Raw genomic sequence first — 22,128 nt, forward strand, 5'->3', positions numbered from 1 at the left:
GGTTATTTCAGCCCCAACGCCTTGGCGACGCCGGCGCCGTAGTCCGGATGCACCTTGGTGAACAGCTCGACCTGACGGCGCTGGATCTGTTCCGGCACCTGCGACAGTTCGCCGGCGATGCGGGTGAACATGCGCTGGTGCTCTTCGGCGCTCAGCAGGTTGAACAGCGCGCGCGGCTGGCTGTAGTAATCGTCGTCTTCACGATGGTTCCAGTGATCGGCCGCGCCCTCAATGCTCAGCGGCGGCTCGCTGAAGTCCGGCTGCTCCTGGAACAGGCCGAAGCTGTTCGGTTCGTAGGTGGCGCCGTTGCCGCTGTTGCCGTCCACGCGCATCGCACCGTCGCGATGATAGTTGTGGAACGGGCATTTGGCGCCGTTCACCGGGATCTGGTGATGGTTGACGCCCAGGCGGTAGCGGTGCGCATCGCCATAGGAGAACAGACGGCCCTGCAGCATTTTATCCGGCGAGAAACTGATGCCCGGCACCACGTTGGCGGGGTTCATCGCCACTTGTTCGACTTCGGAGAAGTAGTTGTCGGGATTGCGGTTCAACTCGAAATAACCGACGTCGATCAGCGGGTAGTCGCCGTGCGGCCATACCTTGGTCAGATCGAATGGGTTATATGGCGTCTGAGAGGCTTCGTGTTCCGGCATGATCTGAATTTGCAGCTTCCAGCGCGGGAAGTCGCCGCGTTTGATCGCCTCGAACAAATCGCGCTGTGAGCTTTCGCGATCCTTGGCGATGATCGCTTCCGCCTCTTCATCCATCAGGTTTTCAATGCCCTGTTCGCAGCGGAAGTGGAATTTCACCCAGAAACGTTCGTTGGCGGCATTGATAAAGCTGAAGGTGTGGCTGCCGAAGCCGTGCATGTGGCGGTAGGACTTGGGAATGCCGCGATCGCTGAAGTCGATGGTCAGCTGGTGCAGTGATTCCGGCAGGTGGGAGAAGAAGTCCCACTTGTAGACCGGATTGCGCAGGTTGGTATGCGGATCGCGTTTCACCACGTGGTTGAGATCGGGGAATTTCAGCGGATCGCGCAGATAGAACACCGGCGTATCGTTACCCACCAGATCCCAGTTGCCTTCTTCGGTATAGAACTTCATGGCGAAGCCGCGAATGTCGCGTTCGGCGTCGGCGGCGCCGCGTTCACCGGCGACGGTGGAGAAGCGGATAAACATGTCGGTCTGCTTACCGATTTCGGAGAAGATCTTGGCGCGGGTGTAGCGGGTGATGTCGTGGGTGACGGTAAAGGTGCCGTAGGCGCCGGATCCCTTGGCGTGCATGCGACGCTCGGGGATGACTTCACGGTCGAAGTGGGCCAGTTTTTCCAGGAACCACACGTCCTGCAACAGCATCGGGCCGCGTTTGCCCGCGGTGATCACGTTATTGTTATCGACAACCGGGGCGCCGGCTGCGGTGGTCAGTCCTTTCTTGCTCATCACTTGCTCCTTATCGTAGTGCAGTTAAGTAAAGACTCGGGCGGTTTAAGCGTTCATCAGCATAGTCCTTTGGCGGGGCTTCTTCCCCTGACCTTGGTCAAAGCCACTACTAGTTGTAGCCCTATTGCCGAGCGACGGCAAATAGGTCTCGGTTATCGTTGGCATCGCCTTGACGAATATGGATTTTTGTTTGCAAATTTTTACATTTATTTGATTATTGAAGAATTTTTTCGCTTTTATCCCTTAAATACTCATTGCGCTTTGGTATAGACTCGTGACGTTATTATTATGCGTTGATTCGATCATTCGGTACGGATGACAAACCAGAGGGAAAGATGATGAAAAAGACTTGGGTCGCGTGCGCGGCAGGATTGCTGTTGGTGACCGGCGCGGCGAACGCCATCAGCGTGTCGGGCGAAGCCGGGCAACACTACACCAACCTGGGCGTCGGCATGAGCACCGGCTCTTCAGGTCTTGGCCTGACCGGCAACTGGGCGCGCAGCGACCACGACGGCAACGTCGGCAGCCTGGGGTTGAACTTCGGCGTGCCGCTGGGGCCGTTGACGGCGACCGTGGGCGCCAAAGCGCTGTACCTCAGCCCGAAAGACGGGAAGAGCGGCGGGGCGGTGGCGCTGGGCGGCGGCCTGGAGTGGGAAATTAACCGTTACTTCAGCCTGCACGGCGAAGGGTACTTTGCCCCTGAGTCTTTCACCAGCGGCGTGAAGGCCTATAACGAAGCCAGCGGCGGCCTGCGCTGGAAGTTCCGTCCGCTGAGCGTGGACGTGGGCTACCGTTACATGCAAATGGAAGGCAAAGACGGGCGTCGCGACAATACGCTGGCCGATGGCCCTTATGTCGGCGTGGGCCTGAGCTTCTGACGCTCAGCAAAAAGGGGCCATTGCGGCCCCTTTCTCTTTATCATTTCTTGTCTTTCGTCGCTTACCCGACCGCCGGCAGCATGCCGCTGGCGATGCCCAGTTGGATGGCGATCACCGTCACCCCGCAGACAAACACCAACGCCAGCGCCGGCGTACCGCCCCAGACGCGATACTGCGCCTGATGCTTTTGGCGGGTTTTCCACACCAGCAGTGAAGGCAACAGCAGCGCCAACACCGACAAGGCGATGGCGGCGAATCCCAGCGCCAGCACGAAGCCGCGCGGGTAGAACAGCGCGAAGGCCAGCGGCGGCAGGAAGGTGATGGCGCCGGTTTGCAGGCGGCCGCGCACGTTATCTTGCCGCTTGAACAGGTCGGCCAGGAAATCGAACAGCCCGAGCGCCACGCCGAGGAACGAGGTCGCCAGCGCCAGATCGGCGAACAGGTGCACCGCCAGTTCAACGTGCGGCGAAGCCACCGCGTCGCGCACCGCCTGCAACAGGCCGTTCAGCCCGGCCTGCTGCGCCAGAATGCCGACGAAGGTGTCGGAGCTGATGCTGCCCAGCGTCGCCAGCTGCCAGAAGATATAGGCCATCAGCGGGATGGCGCTGCCGATGATAAATACCCAGCGCAGTTTGCGAATGTTGCCGCCCATGTAGTTGACAATGCTCGGCACGCTGCCGTGGAAACCGAAAGAAGTGAAGATCACCGGAATGGCCGACAGCGCCAGGCCTTGCTCCAGCGGCAATGTCATCAGATTGGTTTGGTGGATATTCGGCAACATCAGGCCGAGCATCACCACCAGAAATACCACTTTGGCGCTGAACAGGATGCGGTTGAACAAGTCGACCGAGTGGGTGCCGATGCACACCACGCCGCCGGCCACCAGGGTGAACAGCAGGACGCCGAGCGACACCGGGAAGTCCTGCGATGTCCATTGGCTGATGCTGGTGGCGAGCAGTTCGCCGGCGCCGCTGATATAGGCGGCGGTGAGGGCGTACATCAGGAACATCATGCTAAAGCTGGTCAGCCACTGGCCGCCGCCGCCGAGATAACGTTTGGCGAGCGTGCCCAGACCGGTATCCGCCTGCTCATGCTGGTAAACCTCCACCAGCAGCAGCGCGGTGTAACACATCAACAGCCACAGCCCGACCAGTAAGGCCAGCGTGACGCCGAAGCCGACGCCGGCCGCTGCCAGCGGCATCGCCAGCATCCCGGCGCCAATGGTGGTGCCCGCCACGATAAAAACACTGCCAAGAGTGCGATTCTTCACGTTTTTTCTCTACCAGCCGAAAGATTTTGAAAATTATAGGTAACGATTTATGAGGATGGCAGGATAGTGGAAGCCCTAATTTGTGTCAAACCGGCGTTACGCGTGATGTAAATAAATATTTACATTGCGGCGACCGGCATGGCACATGAGAAACGGACCCAAGGCTGAAATTATCCGAAGGCGGCTAGTGAAAAGTTATTTACGGGCTTCTATAGTGGAATGACCAAAAAATGTGGGAGAGATCAATGTTAAGGGTGGAGATGCTCAGCACCGGCGATGAGGTGCTGCACGGGCAAATTATTGATACCAACGCCGCCTGGCTGGCGGACTACCTGTTCCAGCAGGGGGTGCCGATGAGCGGGCGTGAAACGGTCGGGGACAGCCTCTCTGCGTTGATCGAGATCCTGCAGGAACGCAGCCATATCGCCGATGTGTTGATCGTCAACGGCGGCCTGGGGCCGACCAGCGACGATCTCAGCGCGCTGGCCGCCGCGAAAGCCAGCGGCGTAGAGCTGGTCGAACGGGCTGACTGGTTGGCGCGCATGGAAGCCTATTTCGCCGAGCGCGGGCGGCCGATGGCCCCTTCCAATCGCAAGCAGGCGCAGATCCCGGCCAACGCGGAAATGCTGGATAACCCTGTGGGCACCGCCTGCGGGTTCGCATTGCAGCTGAACCAATGCCTGATGTTCTTCACCCCCGGCGTGCCGTCGGAATTCAAAGTGATGGTCGAGCAGCAGATCGTACCGCGTCTGCGCCAGCGCTTCACCTTGCCAGCGCCGCCGCTGTGCCTGCGCCTGACGACCTTCGGCACCTCCGAGAGCGATCTGGCCGCCGAGCTGGACGGCATGCCGCTGCCGCCGGATGTGGTGTTGGGTTACCGTTCCTCCAGCCCGATCATCGAACTGAAGCTGACTGGGCCGGAAAGCCGGCGTGCGGAAATGGAGCTGGCCTGGCGACGCGTGCGCGAAGTGGCGGGGGACAACTGCATTTTTGAAGGCACCGACGGGTTGCCGGCGACGCTGACGCAGCGCCTGAATCAGCAAGGGCTGAAGCTGGCGTTGAGCGAGCAGTTCAGTGGCGGTTTGATCAATCTGCAGCTGCAGAGCGAAGGGGCGCCGCTGGCGGGTGGCGAGCTGCTGCCGGCACACTGCATCGAAACGCTGGAAACGACGCTGGCGCGCGCCCGCTCGCTGGCGGAATTGACCGGCGCGCCGTTGGCGTTGGCGGTCAGCGCCATGCGCGATGAGCAGGTGAGCATTGCGCTGCACACGCCGCGCGGCGGCATTGGCCAGACCGTGCGTTATCGCGCGTCGCGCCACGGTCTGCGGTTGCGTCAGGAGTCGGTGGCGATGCTGGCGTTGGATATGCTGCGCCGCTGGCTGAATGGGAGCCAGGCGTGCGGTAAAAACGCCTGGCTGGAAGTGGTGGAAATTATCGAGTGACGGGCATCGGCGTTGCTGAGTCTCCCGCGTCTTGTCGGCCTCATCGCGCTGCATCAGCCGTTCGGACGCCAGGCGTGAAAGACGTATTGCGGCCGCGCCTCGCGTTTGCAGTTCTGTACCGTAGTTCCTGAGTGCCTGCCCGGCGCTGTCTGAGTGCGCCAGATGCGCCGCCAGGCTGGCGGCGTCTACCAGCGCGGTGTTGGCGCCGAGCCCACCCGCCGGGCTCATGGCGTGCACGGCGTCGCCGAGAAAGGCGATGCGTTCGCTGTGCCATTCCGGCATCGCCGCCGTAACCTGCACCGTCCGCACGCTGAGCGACAGGGGATCCGCCAACGCTAACGCCGTTTGCAAGGCGGGCGCCCATCCCTGCGAGATATGCCGTACGCGCGCCCGCAACGCGGTGCTTTTTTACACATCGGCGGGAAAGGGGCACTAAGCGAAATACTTTGAGGATGGTTATATATCCCTGATTAATCATAATCTTATAGGGGATATTCGCGGTGAGGGAATGCTGTTACTCTCTTGACGGGTGCTTGAGACTGTTCGTCTTGGGCATTGTGTGACAAGGCGGATAGATGAAAGCCCCAGACTGACTCTCAAATCAGAATGGGGCTGCCCTAACGCCTAGACACCGTTATGGTAGCCCCTTCACAGCAAGGAGGCAAGCATGCGCTTAAGGCATGTGTTTCACTCGCTAACCGTTGTATGTATTACGGTTTTGTTATTTATCTGGATGATAAGAGACTCGCTGTGCGAGCTGAAAATCTACCAGGAAAATATCACTATCCTGATCAGGTTGGCGTGTGAGGTGAAGCGGTAATCCTAGGGCGGGGGCAACCCCGCCTTCTGGTCTTCAGGCGCGGTTTCCGGCACCCGACTTTACATTTCCAGCTCGATATCCGTCAGCGGCATGCAGCAGCAGGGCAGGATTTCGCCGGCGTTGATAAACGCCAGCGGCTGTTGGCGGTAGGCCACTTCGCCTTTCACCAGCTTCAGGCGGCAGGCGCCGCAATAGCCGGAGCGGCATTGGTACTCCACCTGCACGTCGTGCAGTTCCAGCACGTCGAGCAGGCAGTTTTCACTGTTAGGGCAAGAGAGCTGCGTGCCGGCGGCGCGCAGCGTCACGGTTGGCGTCGTCATCGCTTACAGTTCGAAGTCGCTCAGGTCGTCGGCGTTGATCTCCGAGTCGATCTGGCCAACCAGGTAGGAGCTCACTTCCACTTCCTGCGGCGCTACCTGCACGTTGTCGGACACCAGCCAGGCGTTGATCCACGGGATCGGGTTGGAGCGGGTTTCGAACGGCAGACCGAGGCCGACCGCCTGCATGCGGATATTGGTGATGTATTCCACATACTGGCACAGGATGTCTTTGTTCAGGCCAATCATCGAGCCGTCGCGGAACAGGTATTCCGCCCACTCTTTCTCCTGCTGGGCGGCCAGCACGAACAGATCGTAGCACTCTTGCTGGCACTCTTCGGCGATCTCCGCCATTTCAGGATCGTCGGCGCCGGAACGCATCAGGTTCAGCATGTGCTGGGTGCCGGTCAGGTGCAGCGCTTCGTCGCGAGCGATCAGCTTGATGATCTTGGCGTTGCCTTCCATCAATTCGCGCTCGGCGAACGCGAAGGAGCAGGCAAAGCTGACGTAGAAACGGATCGCTTCCAGCGCGTTCACGCTCATCAGGCACAGGTACAGCTGCTTCTTCAGCGCACGCAGATTGACGGTGACGGTTTTACCGTTCACCTGGTGGGTGCCTTCACCCAGCAGGTGATAGTAGCTGGTCATCTCGATCAGATCGTCGTAGTAGCCGGAAATGTCTTTCGCGCGCTTCTTGATCTCTTCGTTGGTGACGATGTCGTCGAACACCAGCGCCGGATCGTTGACGATGTTGCGGATGATGTGGGTGTAGGAACGGGAGTGGATGGTCTCGGAGAACGACCAGGTTTCCACCCAGGTTTCCAGCTCAGGGATCGAGATCAGCGGCAGCAGGGCGACGTTCGGGCTGCGGCCCTGGATGGAGTCCAGCAGCGTCTGATACTTCAGGTTGCTGATGAAGATGTGCTTCTCGTGCTCCGGCAGCGCCTGATAATCGATGCGATCGCGGGAAACGTCAACCTCTTCCGGGCGCCAGAAGAAGGAGAGCTGTTTTTCGATCAGCTTTTCGAAGATTTCATGCTTTTGCTGGTCGAAACGCGCAACGTTTACCGACTGGCCGAAGAACATCGGCTCTTGCAGCTGGTCGTTTTTGGTCTGAGAAAAAGTGGTGTAAGCCATAAGCCTGAATCCATCGTAACGTGGCTAAATGAAGGGGCCGGAAAACTCCGGCCCGCTAGGTCAAACTTTAGATCTTGCAGGCGCCGCTTTCGCAGTCGTCATCGCCGGCCTTGGCAGGCTGCAAATCTTCCTGGGCGTCTTCCGCGCCGTCGCGGGTGTTTTGGTAGTACAGCGTTTTCACGCCGAACTTGTAGGTGGTGAGCAGGTCTTTCAACAACTGCTTCATCGGCACCTTGCCGCCCGGGAAGCGGGTAGGATCGTAGTTGGTGTTGGCCGAAATCGACTGGTCGATGAATTTCTGCATCAGCCCCACCAGCTGCAGATAGCCGTCGTTGCTCGGCATTTCCCACAGCAGCTCGTAGTTGTCTTTCAGACGCTCATACTCCGGCACCACCTGGCGCAGGATGCCGTCTTTCGACGCCTTGATGCTGATGTGGCCGCGCGGCGGCTCGATGCCGTTGGTGGCGTTGGAAATCTGCGAAGAGGTTTCCGACGGCATCAGGGCGGACAGCGTCGAGTTGCGCAGACCGGTTTCCTGGATCTCTTTGCGCAGGGTTTCCCAGTCGTAGTGCAGCGGCTCGTTGCAGATCGCATCCAGGTCTTTCTTGTAGGTGTCGATCGGCAGGATGCCCTGCGAATAGGTGGTTTCGTTGAACCACGGGCAAGCGCCTTGTTCCTGAGCCAGGCGGTTGGAGGCTTTCAGCAGGTAGTACTGAATGGCCTCGAACGTTTTGTGGGTCAGGTTGTTGGCGCTGCCGTCGGAGTAGCGCACGCCGTTTTTCGCCAGGTAATAGGCGAAGTTGATCACGCCAATGCCCAGGGTGCGACGACCCATCGCGCCACGGTGCGCGGCCTTGATCGGATAATCCTGATAATCCAGCAGGGCGTCGAGTGAACGCACCGCCAGGGTCGCCAGCTCTTCCAGATCGTCCAGGCTGTCGATCGCGCCCAGGTTGAAGGCGGACAGGGTGCACAGCGCAATTTCGCCATTCTCGTCGTTGACGTCTTCCAGCGGCTTGGTCGGCAGGGCGATTTCCAGGCACAGGTTGGACTGACGCACCGGCGCGATCTGCGGATCGAACGGGCTGTGGGTGTTGCAGTGGTCGACGTTCTGGATGTAGATGCGGCCGGTAGAGGCGCGCTCTTGCATCATCAGCGAGAACAGCTCAACCGCTTTCACGCGCTTCTGGCGAATGCTGTCGTCTTTCTCGTACTGGGTGTACAGACGTTCGAATTCGTCCTGATCGGCGAAGAATGCGTCATACAGCCCCGGCACGTCGGACGGGCTGAACAGGGTGATGTCTTCGCCCTTGATCAGACGCTGGTACATCAGGCGGTTCAGCTGCACGCCGTAGTCCATGTGGCGCACGCGGTTGCCTTCAACGCCGCGGTTGTTTTTCAGCACCAGCAGGCTTTCCACTTCCAGGTGCCACATCGGGTAGAACAGCGTTGCCGCGCCACCGCGCACGCCGCCCTGCGAGCAGGATTTGACGGCGGTCTGGAAGTGTTTGTAGAACGGAATGCAACCGGTATGGAAAGCTTCCCCGCCACGGATCGGGCTGCCCAGCGCGCGAATGCGGCCGGCGTTGATGCCGATGCCGGCGCGTTGCGAAACGTATTTCACAATGGCGCTGGAGGTGGCGTTGATGGAGTCCAGGCTGTCGCCGCACTCGATCAGCACGCAGGAGCTGAACTGACGGGTTGGGGTGCGCACGCCGGACATGATCGGCGTTGGCAGCGAAATCTTGAAGGTGGAAATCGCGTCGTAGAAACGTTTGACGTAGTCCAGACGAGTTTCACGCGGGTAGTTGGAGAACAGGCAAGCGGACACCAGCATGTACAGGAACTGGGCGCTTTCGTAGATCTCGCCGCTGACGCGGTTCTGCACCAGATACTTGCCTTCCAGCTGCTTGACGGCGGCATAAGAGAAGTTCATGTCGCGCCAGTGATCGATAAAGGAGTCCATCTGCTCGAACTCTTCAGCGCTGTAGTCTTCCAGCAGATGTTTATCGTATTTGCCCATCTCGACCATGCGCGTCACGTGAGCGTGCAGCTTCGGCGGTTCGAACTGGCCGTAAGCCTTTTTGCGCAGGTGGAAGATCGCCAGGCGAGCGGCCAGGTACTGATAGTCCGGCGCATCGCGGGAGATCAGATCGGCAGCGGCTTTGATGATGGTTTCGTGAATATCGGCGGTTTTGATGCCGTCATAAAACTGAATGTGGGAACGCAACTCTACTTGAGAAACCGAGACGTTGTGTAATCCTTCTGCGGCCCAATCGATGACCCGGTGGATTTTGTCGAGGTTGATGCGCTCTTTACGGCCATCGCGTTTAGTTACAAGCAGACTTTGGTTCATGTGGTGTTTTACCTGTCCGTATGGTGCCCCTAAGCAGAAGTGTAGTCGCTCTGCTCAGTATGTAAACACTATATATAGGGGTTGTATGTCGGTGAGGTAACAAGATAGTGAGAAAAAACGGCGTTTGCAAGTGAACAAAACCCGCCTAATTTGTGGATAACTTGGGGGTGAAATGTCACTTGCCTTTCGCAGTGCGCGCCGTGACTGGCGCGACAAGCTTGTCAATAAGCGAGATCAGATTTTCCTTAAAAACTGAAAAAACCGATCGTTTGGCGCTTTATTAAACGTTAGAAAAAAACGGCATATTGATCTGATTTAATATTCTAAAAAACTGTTTACAACCGCTATTTTGATCGAAGTCGCGAAAATTAGGTATTTTTCCGAATACGTCAATGGCGCCGCCCCCCGGTAATGCAGGGCCGGCGCGGTTTACCGCGTTTAACCTTCGTGCTGGGTGTGCACCATGTAGTTCACGTCAACGTTGCGCCCAAGCTTGAAATGATCGGTGATCGGGTTGTAATGCAGGCCGATCATGTGTTTTTCGCGCAGCGGCGTGCCGTCGACCCAGCCGATCAGTTCGGAAGGGCGAATGAACTTCTTATGATCGTGGGTGCCCTGCGGCACCATCTTCAGCACGTACTCCGCGCCGATCACCGCCATCAGCCAGGCTTTGGTGTTGCGGTTGATGGTGGAGAAGAACACGTGGCCGCCCGGTTTCACCAGTTGGGCGCAGGCGCGTACCACCGAGGCCGGATCCGGCACGTGCTCCAGCATCTCCATGCAGGTGACCACGTCGTAGCGCTGCGGGTTGGCCTGAGCGTGGCTTTCCACTGTCTCCTGTACATAGGTGACGTCCATGCCGCTTTCCAGGGCGTGCAGCCGGGCGACCTGCAGCGGCTCCGCGCCCATGTCCAGCCCGGTTACCTTGGCGCCTTCGCGCGCCATGCTCTCCGCCAGAATGCCGCCGCCGCAGCCCACGTCGAGCACCTGCTTATCAAAAATGCCGCCGGCGCGCTGCATGATGTAGTTCAGGCGCAGCGGGTTGATGCGGTGCAGCGGTTTGAACTCGCCTTCCAGATCCCACCAGCGGGAGGCGACGGCCTCGAACTTGGCGATTTCCTGGTGGTCAACGTTTTGCACTCGGCTGGATGATTCTGCGTTCATGGGCTTGTCTGGCTCCTTGTTCTCGTTGCGCGGATTATACATGTTCCGGCGCGGCATCGTCTGTGCCGATGCGTTTTTAGCGCACTTATCTGCACAATTTCCGTGAAACAGCGGCGGTTATTTTCCCGTAAAGCGTGCTTTGTGATATAGTTTTACACCTTTGCCACTATGGCAGCGGGCAGATGAATCATTAGTAGAGGGATAGCAGCTCCATGAGCGACCTTGCCAGAGAAATCACACCGGTAAACATCGAAGACGAGTTGAAAAACTCGTATCTGGACTATGCGATGTCCGTTATTGTCGGACGTGCCCTGCCAGATGTTCGTGATGGACTGAAGCCGGTTCACCGCCGCGTTCTGTACGCGATGAGCGTATTGGGTAACGACTGGAATAAACCATACAAGAAATCGGCCCGTGTCGTCGGGGACGTGATCGGTAAATATCACCCGCACGGTGACAGCGCGGTTTACGACACTATCGTGCGTATGGCTCAGCCGTTTTCACTGCGCTACATGCTGGTGGACGGTCAGGGTAACTTCGGCTCCGTCGACGGCGACTCCGCGGCGGCGATGCGTTATACCGAAGTGCGCATGTCCAAGATTGCTCACGAACTGTTGGCGGATCTGGAAAAAGAAACCGTCGACTTCGTGCCTAACTATGATGGCACCGAGCAGATCCCGGCCGTCATGCCGACCAAGATCCCGAACCTGCTGGTCAACGGCTCGTCGGGCATCGCCGTGGGCATGGCTACCAATATTCCGCCGCACAACCTGGCGGAAGTCGTCAACGGCTGCCTGGCCTATATCGACGATGAAAACATCAGCATCGAAGGGCTGATGGAACACATCCCGGGGCCGGACTTCCCGACGGCGGCGATCATCAACGGTCGCCGCGGCATTGAAGAGGCCTACCGCACCGGGCGCGGCAAAGTCTACCTGCGCGCGCGCGCGGAAGTGGAAGCCGACGCCAAGACCGGGCGCGAAACCATCATCGTTCACGAGATCCCGTATCAGGTGAACAAGGCGCGTCTGATCGAAAAGATCGCCGAACTGGTGAAAGAAAAACGCGTGGAAGGCATCAGCGCACTACGCGACGAGTCCGATAAAGACGGCATGCGCATCGTGATCGAAGTCAAACGTGACGCGGTCGGCGAAGTGGTGCTGAACAACCTGTATGCGCTGACGCAACTGCAGGTCACCTTCGGCATCAACATGGTCGCGCTGCATCAGGGGCAGCCTAAACTGCTGAACCTGAAAGACATCCTCGAAGCCTTCGTGCGCCACCGCCGCGAAGTGGTCACCCGCCGCACCATCTTTGAACTGCGCAAGGCCCGCGACCGCGCCCATATTCTGGAAGCGCTGGCTATCGCGTTGGCCAACATCGACCCGATCATCGAGCTGATTCGCCGTGCGCCGACCCCGGCGGAAGCGAAAGTCGCGCTGGTGGCGCAGCCGTGGGATCTGGGCAACGTCAGCGCCATGCTGGAACGCGCCGGTGACGACGCCGCTCGCCCTGAGTGGCTGGAGCCGGAGTTCGGCATCCGCGACGGCAAATACTACCTGACCGAGCAGCAGGCTCAGGCGATTCTGGATCTGCGCCTGCAGAAACTGACCGGCCTGGAGCACGAGAAGCTGCTGGACGAATATAAAGAGCTGCTCAACTTTATCGCCGAGCTGATCTTTATTCTGGAAAGCCCAGAGCGCCTGATGGAAGTGATCCGCGAAGAGCTGGTGGCGGTCAAAGAGCTGTACAACGACGGCCGCCGCACCGAGATCACCGCCAATACTTCCGACATCAACATCGAAGACCTGATCAACCAGGAAGACGTGGTGGTGACCCTGTCTCACCAGGGCTATGTGAAGTATCAGCCGCTGTCCGACTATGAAGCGCAGCGCCGCGGCGGCAAAGGCAAGTCCGCCGCGCGTATTAAAGAAGAAGACTTTATCGATCGCCTGCTGGTGGCCAACACCCACGATACGATCCTGTGCTTCTCCAGCCGTGGCCGCCTGTACTGGATGAAGGTGTACCAACTGCCTGAAGCCAGCCGCGGCGCGCGCGGCCGCCCAATCGTCAACCTGCTGCCGCTGGAAGCCGACGAGCGTATCACCGCCATTCTGCCGGTGCGCGAGTATGAAGAAGGGCGCCACGTGTTCATGGCCACCGCCAGCGGTACCGTGAAGAAAACCGCGCTGACCGAGTTCAGCCGCCCACGCAGCGCCGGCATCATCGCCGTCAACCTCAACGAGGGCGATGAACTGATCGGCGTCGATCTGACCGACGGCAGCAACGAAGTGATGCTGTTCTCCGCTAACGGTAAAGTCGTGCGCTTCCCGGAAACGCAGGTGCGTTCGATGGGCCGTACCGCGACCGGCGTGCGCGGCATCAACCTCGGCGAAGGCGATAGCGTGATCTCACTGATCGTGCCGCGCGGCGAGGGCGACATCCTGACCGTCACGCAAAACGGCTTCGGTAAACGTACTGCAGTCACCGAGTACCCGACCAAGTCACGCGCCACCCAGGGGGTTATCTCCATCAAGGTGAGCGAGCGTAACGGCCAGGTGGTCGGCGCGGTGCAGGTGGAAACCAGCGACCAGATCATGATGATCACCGATGCCGGCACGCTGGTGCGTACCCGCGTTTCGGAAGTCAGCGTGGTCGGTCGTAACACCCAGGGCGTGACGCTGATCCGCACGGCGGAAGACGAAAATGTCGTCGGTCTGCAGCGGGTGGCCGAACCGGTGGAAGACGAAGAGCTGGACAGCCTGGAACCGGGCGCGGAAGCGGTGGAAGAAGACACCACGCCGCTGGACGATGGCGACGACGCGGCTGAGCCGGTGGACGACGACAACGTTTAAGCAAGGTGAGGGCGTCGGCATGCCGACGCCGTAATGCACTGAGACAAAAGGGCCTGGCAGCGATGCTAGGCCCTTTTTCAGTTATATGGTTTAATTGGCGCACCGAGCCGCCGGCCGCCGCGCCGGCGACAACGCGCGCCGTCACTGACTTTCGTATGGTATCCGATTGAAATACTTAGCCTCTTTTCGAACTACGCTGAAAATATCCCGCTACTTGTTCCGGGTGCTGGCGATTTTGCTGTGGTCGTTGGGGGCGCTGCTCACCACCTTTTATATTCTGAATATCCTGCATCAGAAAGAATCTGACATCCGGCAGGAGTACAACCTCAACTTCGATCAGGCGCAGGGCTACATCCGCCATTCCGCCGACATCATCCGCGACATCAAGTATATGGCGGAGAATCGCCTCAACGGTTCGGTCAGCAGCCTGGACATGTTCAGCGGCGTGTTTCCCGGCAAAGGCAGCCCGCCGCAATTCTTTCCGCTGTACCCGGAGTCCAACTGCACGCTGAGCACCACCTACCGCAGTTCGCTCGATTCGCTGAGCGGCCTGATCCAGTATTGGAAAGAAAACTTCGTGGCGGCCTACGATCTTAACCGGGTGTTCTTCATCGGCGGCGACAGCCTGTGTATGGCGGAATTCGGCGGCGGCAACGCGAGCGCCAATCGGGAAAACGTGCTGAAGTCCCTGCATGAGCGCATTCTGAAATACCGCAACGCCAAGAATCTGGACAAAGACAACAACCTGTATTGGATCAGCCCCAGCGCGCAGCGGCCCGACATCGGTTATCTGTATGTGCTGACCCCTCTCTATATCGGTAATAAGCTGGAGGCGCTGCTGGGCATCGAGCAAACCGTCCGGCTGGAAGATTTCGTCACCGCCGGCAGCCTGCCGATCGGCGTCACGCTGTTGGATGAGAACAACGAGCCGGTGCTGCGTCTGGCGGACGGCGATCGCTATGCCGCTGCGCTCAACAGCTACCCCGAAGAGCATGCTTACTTCGGTTATGTCGACAATTACCGCGACCTGATCCTGAAGAAAGCGTTGCCGCCTTCATCGCTGAGCATCGTTTATGCGCTGCCGGTGAAAAGCGTGGTGGAACGCTTCAAGATGCTGATCCTCAACGCGCTGTTGCTGAACCTGTTATCGGCTATCGTGCTGTTCACGCTGGCCTGGCTGTTTGAGCGCAAGATGTTCTTGCCGGCTGAGGAGAACGCCTTCCGTCTGGAAGAACACGAGCAGTTCAACCGCAAGATTGTCGCCTCGGCGCCGGTGGGCATCTGCATCCTGCGTATCAGCGACGGCACCAATATCCTGAGTAACGAACTGGCGCATAACTACATCAACCTGTTGACCCACGAAGATCGCGATCGTATTACGCGCATCATTTGCGAACAGCAGGCGAATTTCGTCGATGTGATGACCAGCAACAACAACAACCTGCAGATCAGCTTTGTCCACTCGCGCTACCGCAACGAAGAGGTGGCGATCTGCGTGCTGGTGGACGTCAGCGCGCGCGTGAAGATGGAAGAGTCGCTGCAGGAGATGGCGGCGGCAGCGGAGCAGGCCAGCCAGTCCAAATCGATGTTCCTGGCCACCGTCAGCCATGAGTTGCGCACGCCGCTGTACGGCATTATCGGCAACCTCGATTTGCTGCAGACCAAGGCGCTGCCGCAAGGGGTCGATCGGCTGGTCAACGCGATGAATAACTCTTCCGGCCTGCTGCTGAAAATCATCAGCGATATTCTCGATTTCTCCAAAATCGAGTCCGAACAGCTGAAGATCGAACCGCGCGAGTTCTCCTGCCTGGAGGTGATCACCCATATCGCCGGCAACTATTTGCCGCTGGTGGTGAAGAAACGTCTGGGGCTGTACTGCTTTATCGAACAGAACGTGCCGGAGCGCATTTTCGGCGATCCGGTGCGGCTGCAGCAGGTGCTCTCCAACCTGGTGAACAACGCCATCAAGTTCACCGATACCGGCTGTATCGTGCTGCAGGTCTGCACCCGCGGCAGCTACCTAGAGTTCAGCGTGCGCGATACCGGCGTCGGCATCCCGGAGAAGGAAATCTCGCGCCTGTTCGATCCGTTCTTCCAGGTGGGGACCGGCGTGCAGTGCCACTTCCAGGGAACCGGCTTGGGGCTGGCGATCTGCGAGAAGTTGGTCAACCTGATGGACGGCGACGTCTCCGTCGAGTCCGAACCGGGGCTGGGCAGCTTGTTCAGCATTCGCATTCCATTGTTTAACGCCCAGTTCCCGATCCCGCAGGCCAGCGATACCTGGCAGGGCCGGCGGCTGTGGCTGGATATCCGCAATCAGCGCCTGGAAAGTTACCTGATGGCGATTCTGGGCGGCTACGGCGCCGATATCCAGCGCTATGACGGGCAGGATACCGCCGCCGGCGAGGTGATGCTCAGCGATTACCCGCTGATGATGAACACGCCGCTGCTGGCTCAGATCCAATTCTCCACCGAACATATCGGTCCATCGCAGGAAACCCGGCCGGGCTATTGGATGCACAGCACCTCTACGCCGCGTGAAACGCTGACCTTAATCAACCGGTTGTTCGGCGTCGGCAACGGCGCGGCAGAGGCGCTGGTGCAACTGCCGGTGCCCGCCAAGGCCAGTGCGGCGGACAACGGCGATATTTATCTGCTGGTGGTTGACGATCATCCGATCAACCGTCGTCTGCTTTCCGATCAGCTGGGGTCGCTGGGGTATCAGGTGGTGACCGCCAATGATGGCGTCGACGCGCTCGGCGTGCTGAAACAGCACCACGTCGATATTGTGCTGACCGACGTCAATATGCCGAACATGGACGGCTATCGTCTGACGCAGACCCTGCGGCAGATGCAGTTCAGTGCGCCGGTGATTGGCGTGACGGCGAACGCGTTGGCGGAAGAGAAACAGCGCTGCCTCGAGGCGGGCATGGATAATTGCCTGTCGAAGCCGGTCACGCTGGAGACGCTGGAGCAGACGCTGGCATATTACAGCCAACGGGTACGCTACAACCGCAGCGAGGTCTGAAAAGCAAACAGGCACGGCGGATGCCGTGCCTGTTTGGCGTTAACCTGCCGTGAGGCGGGCTTTAGTCTTTGTCCAACGGCGTCATGCTGACGGACGAGAGGTAGTTGAGCAGGGCGATGTCGTTTTCGACGCCCAGCTTCATCATCGCCGATTTCTTCTGGCTGCTGATGGTTTTGATGCTGCGGTTGAGTTTCTTGGCGATTTCGGTCACCAGGAAACCTTCGGCGAACAGACGCAGCACTTCGCTCTCTTTCGGCGACAGGCGTTTGTCGCCATAGCCGCTGGCGCTGATCTTCTCCAGCAGTTTGGAGACGCTTTCCGGCGTGAACTTCTTGCCTTTTTGCAGGGCGGCCAGCGCCTTCGGCAGATCGGTCGGCGCGCCTTGTTTCAGCACGATGCCTTCGATATCCAGATCCAATACCGCGCTCAGGATCGCCGGGTTGTTGTTCATGGTCAGCACGATGATCGACAACTGCGGATAGTGGCGCTTGATGTATTTAATCAGCGTGATGCCGTCGCCATACTTGTCACCCGGCATCGACAGATCGGTGATCAGCACGTTGGCGTCCAGCTTGGACAGATTGTTGATCAGTGCGGTTGAGTCTTCGAACTCCCCAACGACATTCACCCATTCAATTTGCTCAAGTGACTTCCGGATGCCAAACAGTACGATAGGATGGTCATCAGCAATAATTACGTTCAGGTTATTCATGTTGTTGGCTACCTTGCTTCAGCAGTCTGCTGACGAAAAAATCAATCTGACTGATGTTATTCTCGATCTCGGGCGCATCACCTTCCGCGATGCGCTGTTCTAACGATTCGCACAGTTGCTTGCCGGGAAGCAGATTTAACATGGCAAACACGCCTTTCAGGCGGTGTGCGGTTTGTGACAGCGCATTGAAATCACTGCTGCCCGCCTCAGTATACAGTTTTTTGACATCGTCGGGTACTGTATCGACAAACAGCCCATAGTAATCACTTGATTTCAATTGTTTTTCATAGAGTTGGATATCTTCTGAGCTCAATGAAAGCGGGCTTTCTTCCTGTTCCAGCGCGGCCATTTGCTGTTCGATCAGCATCAGCACGGCGTCGATTAAAGCGCCGTTCAGATTATAGTTCACCCGAATGTAGCGTTTATCCAGCGCTTGCCAGCCCGGTTCATCGGTCGCCAGCAACAGGGTGTAATCATCGGCGCGCTGCGGGTTATCGGTCAGCAGCACGTCATAATCGCGGTTGACCGCGCGATCTTCGGCGACGAGGCAGTCGGCGCCGTAGGCCTGCAGCAGACGAGTCACGATGCCGCGCACTTCATCCGACGTAACGTCCAGCAAGGCGGTGACGCCGTCGAGCAGCTTTTCCTGCTCCTTCGATTCTTTTTTCTCCATCTCCATGGCGACGCGAATGGTGTAGCGAGTGCCGATATCCACCTTGCTGCGAATGTCCAACTGGCCGTTAAGCTTCTTGCACAGCTGATTGCACAGGAAGAACGTGAGGCCGGAACCGTGGTTGAAGCGATCCACCAGCGTCTGGCTGAGGAACGGATAGTTAAGGTTGCTGATCTCTTCGTTGGAGATGCCGGAGCCGGTGTCGTTGATTTGGAAAATCAGGCGGTCAGGGTGCTCGGGCTCATGGTCGATAACCAGAGAAACCTTGCCGCAGGCGGTGGTGATAATGGCGTAATGCACCAGCAGCGAGATCACCTTGCGCAGCGCGTTGGCGTCGCCGATATAGTTCTGCTCGACGTCCAGCTGGAAATGCTTGAACAGCGCCAGCCCCTTCTGATTAAGGGCAGGCAGGGCCTCCAGCAGCAACTCGTCGATCATCGCCGTCGGGTTGAACGGCTCGCGCGTGGGTTGCCAGTCCTGGGTTTCCAGCCGGGTCAGCAGGGTGATGTTATCGATCAACTCCAGCACCGAAGCCGACGCCGCCGTCAGCTGGCCCAGCAGAGCTTGCTGTTGTTCCTCATCCGGCCGGCTGTGCAGACGGTCGACCAGATCGTGCATCTTGCGTACCGGCTGATTCAGCTCGATGCCAAGATTGTGCAGCATCAGCTTGCGCGCCTGAACGTTTTTGTCGTATTCGCGCCGCGCCTGCTGCAGCCGCTTATTCACCATCACCTCTTTATCCTGATCGTGCATCAGGAACAGGTAGGTGTCCGGCGACAGCTGGCTGCGGAAAATGCGGATTTCATACACCTCGTTGTTGACCGTCGCCTGGATCACCCCGTGATGCTGTTCGGCCATATGGGCGATCTTTTGCAGGCTGAGGTGCGGCAGCAGGTGCTCGGCGATTTTGTTGCTGGCGATCACCGTATTGTTGGCGAAGCTGTAGACCAGCAGGCCGGAGGGCAGGCTGGAGATGATCTCCTGATTCAGCGCGCGCTCGGCCTCCAGCTCTACCGCCATGTTTTCGCTCGGGCGAATGTACTGGCGGCGGATAAAGTAGATGCTCAGCATCGACAGCGCCAGCAGCAGCAAGTTGACTGCGATCAGCCAGATGTTGTTGCGCAGCAGATCGATGGCCAGATTGATGGCCGAAACGCGATACACCACCTTCAGCGGCGCATTGGGCAGAGCGGCGCTGAACTCCACCCAGCCACCGCTCATCGTCGCATGGGTACCGAGGACGGTGTCCGCCGGGATGGCGCTATCGTCGAGATCGACATCGTCCGGCAGCAGCAGGAAATTGGCGCGGGCCAGATTGGCCGGAATGATGTCGTTGATTGGCAAATCGAAGGCGATCACCGTCGCCAGATGCCCCGGCTGATTGAACGTGGTGCGAATCGAGAACGAATAGGCGTTCTGGAAGCGCTGCTTGCGCAGGTCGGAAAAGCTCTCGCGTTCGTCGAGCATATTGGCCTGTTGCAGCATCTCGGCGCGGCGTTCGTCCGCCGAGGTGGTCAGGTAGCTTTCCCGAAAGCGCGAAGCCAGCTCTTTGAGCGGCTGGGTGGTGATCAGGCTGAGGCTATTGTCCTGACCATTGAGGTAATACATGGCGTAGTTCTCGGTCTTGGCGCCCCAGCGGGTGTCCAGGTAGTCCGAGATATTGGCGATCATCGCCAGCGTGTTTTCGTCATGGCTGCCGAAGATCACCGCGTCGGTTTTCTTGTGCGGTTTCTCGACATAATAGACATCGGGCCGCAGGCGGGTTTCCTGCAAACCGGGATCGACATTCTGCGCCGGCGCATTGCCGAATTTGTCATAGACCTGATAGGTCATATAGCGGTAGGCATCGATACGCTTTTGCAGCGAACCGGCGATGCTGTTCAGCGTGTACTTCTTTTCCGCCAGCCAGGCGTTGGTGTAGTTGTAGCCATACAGGCCGATGCCGATCGTCAGCAGCACGATAAACAGCAGGAAGCAGCGGGTAATGTTGCTGGAGCTTATGGTCAATTGTTTATTTTGCATAGTGGCTGCGCATTCCTGAATCAGCGAGTGACGGCCCTGGCGCTGGCGGCCACCGCCAACAGCAGAACGGCTACGCAAGCGAAGGCCGCCGTCAGGCTGGAAAACTGAGCGATGAAGCCGATCAACGCCGGGCCGGCCAGAATACCGGCATAGCCGACGGTAGTGACGGAGGCGATCGCCAAATTGGCCGGCATGTCGCGCTGGTTGCCTGCGGCGCTGAACAGGATCGGTACGACGTTCGAGGCGCCCAGCCCGACCAGCATGAAACCGACCAGCGAAACGGTCGCGTGATTGAAGGCGATGGCCAGGCTCAGGCCGAGAGCGGCGCACAGGCTGCCCAGCAGCAGCACCCGGTAGCGGCCCAGCGAGTTCACCACCCGATCGCCATTGAGCCGGCCGAGCGTCATGGTGATGGAAAACAGCGCATAGCCCAGACCGGCCTGGCTGTGTTCGACGCCGCGCAATGTGGTGAGAAACAGCGCGCTCCAGTCGAGCATCGATCCTTCCGCCAGAAACATGATAAAGCACAGAATGCCGATGAACATCACCCAGCCGCGCGGCAAGACGAACATCGGCCCGCCGTCATCGGCGCCGCTCTCACGCAGCAGATGGCGGCTGGCCAGCGTCAGCAGCGCGATCACCGCCAGCACGGTGAGCAGGGTGGATTGCAGCGGCGTCAGCCCCAGCCACAGCAGCGCGCTGACGCCGCCGGCGCCGGCAATGCCGCCGATGCTGAAGAAACCGTGAAAACCGGACATCATCGCCTTGCCGCTGGCGCGTTCGACGATCACCGCCTGCACGTTCATCGCTACGTCGATCATGCCGATCGCCGCACCGAACAGCAGCAGCGCCGCGGCCATGCCGCCGAGGGAATCCATTAGCGCCAATAGCGGCAGATCGATGCACAACCCGAGCCCGGCCATCAGGATCACCGCACGGCAACCCAGTTTGCCGGTCAGGAAACCGGTCAGCGGCATCGCCAGCATGGAGCCGGCGCCGATACAGAGCAGCAACAGGCCGAGCGAGCCATCATCGATACCGATGCGCGCTTTGGCGAAGGGGACCAGCGGCGCCCAGGCGGCCATGCCGAGACCGGCGACGAAAAAGGCCAGACGGGTGGCGATCTGTTGAGGAACGCCGGGCGTTTGCTGTTCATTGCACAAGGTGGCTGTCATGTAAGCGTCAGGATCTTGGGTCAAAAGAATGGTGAAAGTTACTGACAGTTTTTATCACAATCCGCGATCCGGGTCGAAAATATTCGTGCCCGACACATCCCCGGCGCCGCCTCTGCGCACCAGCCACAGCGCGATAACCTGGACAATATAGTCCTTTTGCTGCTCGTCCAGTGCGACGCCTTGCGCTATGCCGTGCCACTTTTCCAGACAGCCGCGGCAGCAGGTGGCAGTGGCATGCTGGGCGACGAACACCGGGTGGCCACGCATCGGGGTTTGCTTGCCGTCGTTTTTAGGATGGGCGGCGGCCAGGCGGCGGTCGATAAAATCGCGGGCATGGCTGAGGATCAGCGGCAATCCCTTGCCATCGAGATAAGTCTGGTCTTTGGCATTTAAACGGAAGCGAGCGCGGAAGGGGGAACTTTGCAGCCGCCGCCACAGCACGTCGGGTTGAAAGGGCATCATGAATTTTACTCGCTGAAGGTGCGCTTTTTTCAGATTACCAGAACTGAAACTCGGCGGCTAATGGTGCCTGCGGCGGGAAATAATTGATGCGATAAAGCACGAAATGAAAAGCAAGTTCAATTTGTAGACTAAAATAAGGAAAAAGATTAGCAATTAGTGCGAAAGTGAATTAATGAAACTATATCATTGGGTTATTTATTTGCGTGCTATTTGTACGGGCTGAAATTGTGAGGGGAGTATGGGGGGAAATAAAAAACCGGCCAGAAGCCGGTTAAAGGAATGCAGAAATTATCTTCGGATAATGAAGGTAATAATGAAAATAATGATGATAGCGAGGTGATTATAGCGGCTGCGTGTGGGCTGCGTTTTGGCACAATG

General features: G+C 58.6%; 15 protein-coding genes and 1 pseudogene. 5 read left to right on the forward strand and 11 right to left on the reverse strand.

Features of this window, described 5'->3' with window-relative positions; genetic code table 11:
* Positions 1–2 precede the first annotated feature (2 nt).
* Positions 3–1,439, reverse strand: a complete 1,437-nt coding sequence (gene katA / locus CRO23_RS07150; RefSeq protein WP_015378563.1) for a catalase KatA — start codon at positions 1,437–1,439, stop codon at positions 3–5.
* A gap of 338 nt (positions 1,440–1,777) precedes the next feature.
* On the opposite strand from katA, the gene CRO23_RS07155 reads away from it, so the two are divergent.
* On the forward strand, positions 1,778–2,317 hold the full coding sequence (locus tag CRO23_RS07155; protein ID WP_016926923.1) for a YfaZ family outer membrane protein: 540 nt from the start codon (positions 1,778–1,780) through the stop codon (positions 2,315–2,317).
* 61 nt (positions 2,318–2,378) lie between these two features.
* On the opposite strand, the gene tyrP is transcribed toward CRO23_RS07155, so the two are convergent.
* A complete protein-coding gene (gene tyrP / locus CRO23_RS07160; protein WP_015378562.1) occupies positions 2,379–3,587 on the reverse strand; it encodes a tyrosine transporter TyrP in 1,209 nt (402 codons plus the stop codon).
* Between the two features lie 245 nt (positions 3,588–3,832).
* On the opposite strand from tyrP, the gene CRO23_RS07165 reads away from it, so the two are divergent.
* Complete coding sequence (locus CRO23_RS07165; protein ID WP_089184844.1) at positions 3,833–5,029, forward strand: nicotinamide mononucleotide deamidase-related protein YfaY; 1,197 nt, start codon at positions 3,833–3,835, stop codon at positions 5,027–5,029.
* Positions 5,030–5,170: 141 nt separating this feature from the next.
* Here the strand turns inward: CRO23_RS07165 and CRO23_RS25220 are convergent.
* Positions 5,171–5,425 (reverse strand): annotated as a pseudogene (locus tag CRO23_RS25220) (FAD-dependent oxidoreductase); the annotation flags it as partial.
* A gap of 271 nt (positions 5,426–5,696) precedes the next feature.
* On the opposite strand from CRO23_RS25220, the gene CRO23_RS07175 reads away from it, so the two are divergent.
* Positions 5,697–5,849 (forward strand): Hok/Gef family protein, encoded by a 153-nt coding sequence (locus CRO23_RS07175; RefSeq protein WP_004935921.1) that lies wholly within the window; start codon positions 5,697–5,699, stop codon positions 5,847–5,849.
* A gap of 59 nt (positions 5,850–5,908) precedes the next feature.
* On the opposite strand, the gene yfaE is transcribed toward CRO23_RS07175, so the two are convergent.
* From yfaE to ubiG, 4 genes are all read right to left on the reverse strand, one after another.
* Positions 5,909–6,169, reverse strand: a complete 261-nt coding sequence (gene yfaE / locus CRO23_RS07180) for a class I ribonucleotide reductase maintenance protein YfaE (protein ID WP_016926927.1) — start codon at positions 6,167–6,169, stop codon at positions 5,909–5,911.
* A gap of 3 nt (positions 6,170–6,172) precedes the next feature.
* The gene (nrdB, locus tag CRO23_RS07185) at positions 6,173–7,303 is read right to left on the reverse strand and encodes a class Ia ribonucleoside-diphosphate reductase subunit beta (protein WP_004935915.1); all 1,131 of its coding nucleotides are present in this window, start codon (positions 7,301–7,303) and stop codon (positions 6,173–6,175) included.
* Positions 7,304–7,370: 67 nt separating this feature from the next.
* On the reverse strand, positions 7,371–9,659 hold the full coding sequence (gene nrdA, locus CRO23_RS07190) for a class 1a ribonucleoside-diphosphate reductase subunit alpha (RefSeq protein WP_016926928.1): 2,289 nt from the start codon (positions 9,657–9,659) through the stop codon (positions 7,371–7,373).
* 438 nt (positions 9,660–10,097) lie between these two features.
* A complete protein-coding gene (gene ubiG / locus CRO23_RS07195; protein ID WP_004935909.1) occupies positions 10,098–10,823 on the reverse strand; it encodes a bifunctional 2-polyprenyl-6-hydroxyphenol methylase/3-demethylubiquinol 3-O-methyltransferase UbiG in 726 nt (241 codons plus the stop codon).
* Positions 10,824–11,035: 212 nt separating this feature from the next.
* On the opposite strand from ubiG, the gene gyrA reads away from it, so the two are divergent.
* Both gyrA and rcsC read left to right on the forward strand, forming a co-directional pair.
* Positions 11,036–13,678, forward strand: a complete 2,643-nt coding sequence (gene gyrA, locus CRO23_RS07200) for a DNA topoisomerase (ATP-hydrolyzing) subunit A (protein WP_028127742.1) — start codon at positions 11,036–11,038, stop codon at positions 13,676–13,678.
* Between the two features lie 166 nt (positions 13,679–13,844).
* Positions 13,845–16,706: a two-component system sensor histidine kinase RcsC gene (gene rcsC, locus CRO23_RS07205; RefSeq protein WP_097101625.1), complete on the forward strand. Its 2,862-nt coding sequence runs from the start codon at positions 13,845–13,847 to the stop codon at positions 16,704–16,706.
* A 61-nt stretch (positions 16,707–16,767) separates the two neighbouring features.
* Here the strand turns inward: rcsC and rcsB are convergent, their stop codons facing one another.
* From rcsB to CRO23_RS07225, 4 genes are read right to left on the reverse strand one after another with little or no spacing between them, the layout of a single operon-like run.
* Positions 16,768–17,418, reverse strand: coding sequence for a response regulator transcription factor RcsB (rcsB, locus tag CRO23_RS07210; protein ID WP_004935900.1), 651 nt, complete (start codon positions 17,416–17,418; stop codon positions 16,768–16,770).
* Positions 17,411–20,113, reverse strand: coding sequence for a phosphotransferase RcsD (rcsD, locus tag CRO23_RS07215; protein WP_079450284.1), 2,703 nt, complete (start codon positions 20,111–20,113; stop codon positions 17,411–17,413). Before rcsD ends, rcsB begins: the two co-directional genes overlap by 8 nt.
* 20 nt (positions 20,114–20,133) lie before the next feature.
* Positions 20,134–21,288, reverse strand: a complete 1,155-nt coding sequence (locus CRO23_RS07220; protein WP_048324445.1) for an MFS transporter — start codon at positions 21,286–21,288, stop codon at positions 20,134–20,136.
* 54 nt (positions 21,289–21,342) lie between these two features.
* Positions 21,343–21,750 (reverse strand): DUF4186 domain-containing protein, encoded by a 408-nt coding sequence (locus CRO23_RS07225; protein ID WP_028127740.1) that lies wholly within the window; start codon positions 21,748–21,750, stop codon positions 21,343–21,345.
* Between the last annotated feature and the right edge of the window lie 378 nt (positions 21,751–22,128).

It is taken from the genome of Serratia sp. JKS296, assembly GCF_900215445.1.
In the GTDB taxonomy this organism is placed as follows: Bacteria; Pseudomonadota; Gammaproteobacteria; order Enterobacterales; family Enterobacteriaceae; genus Serratia; species Serratia marcescens.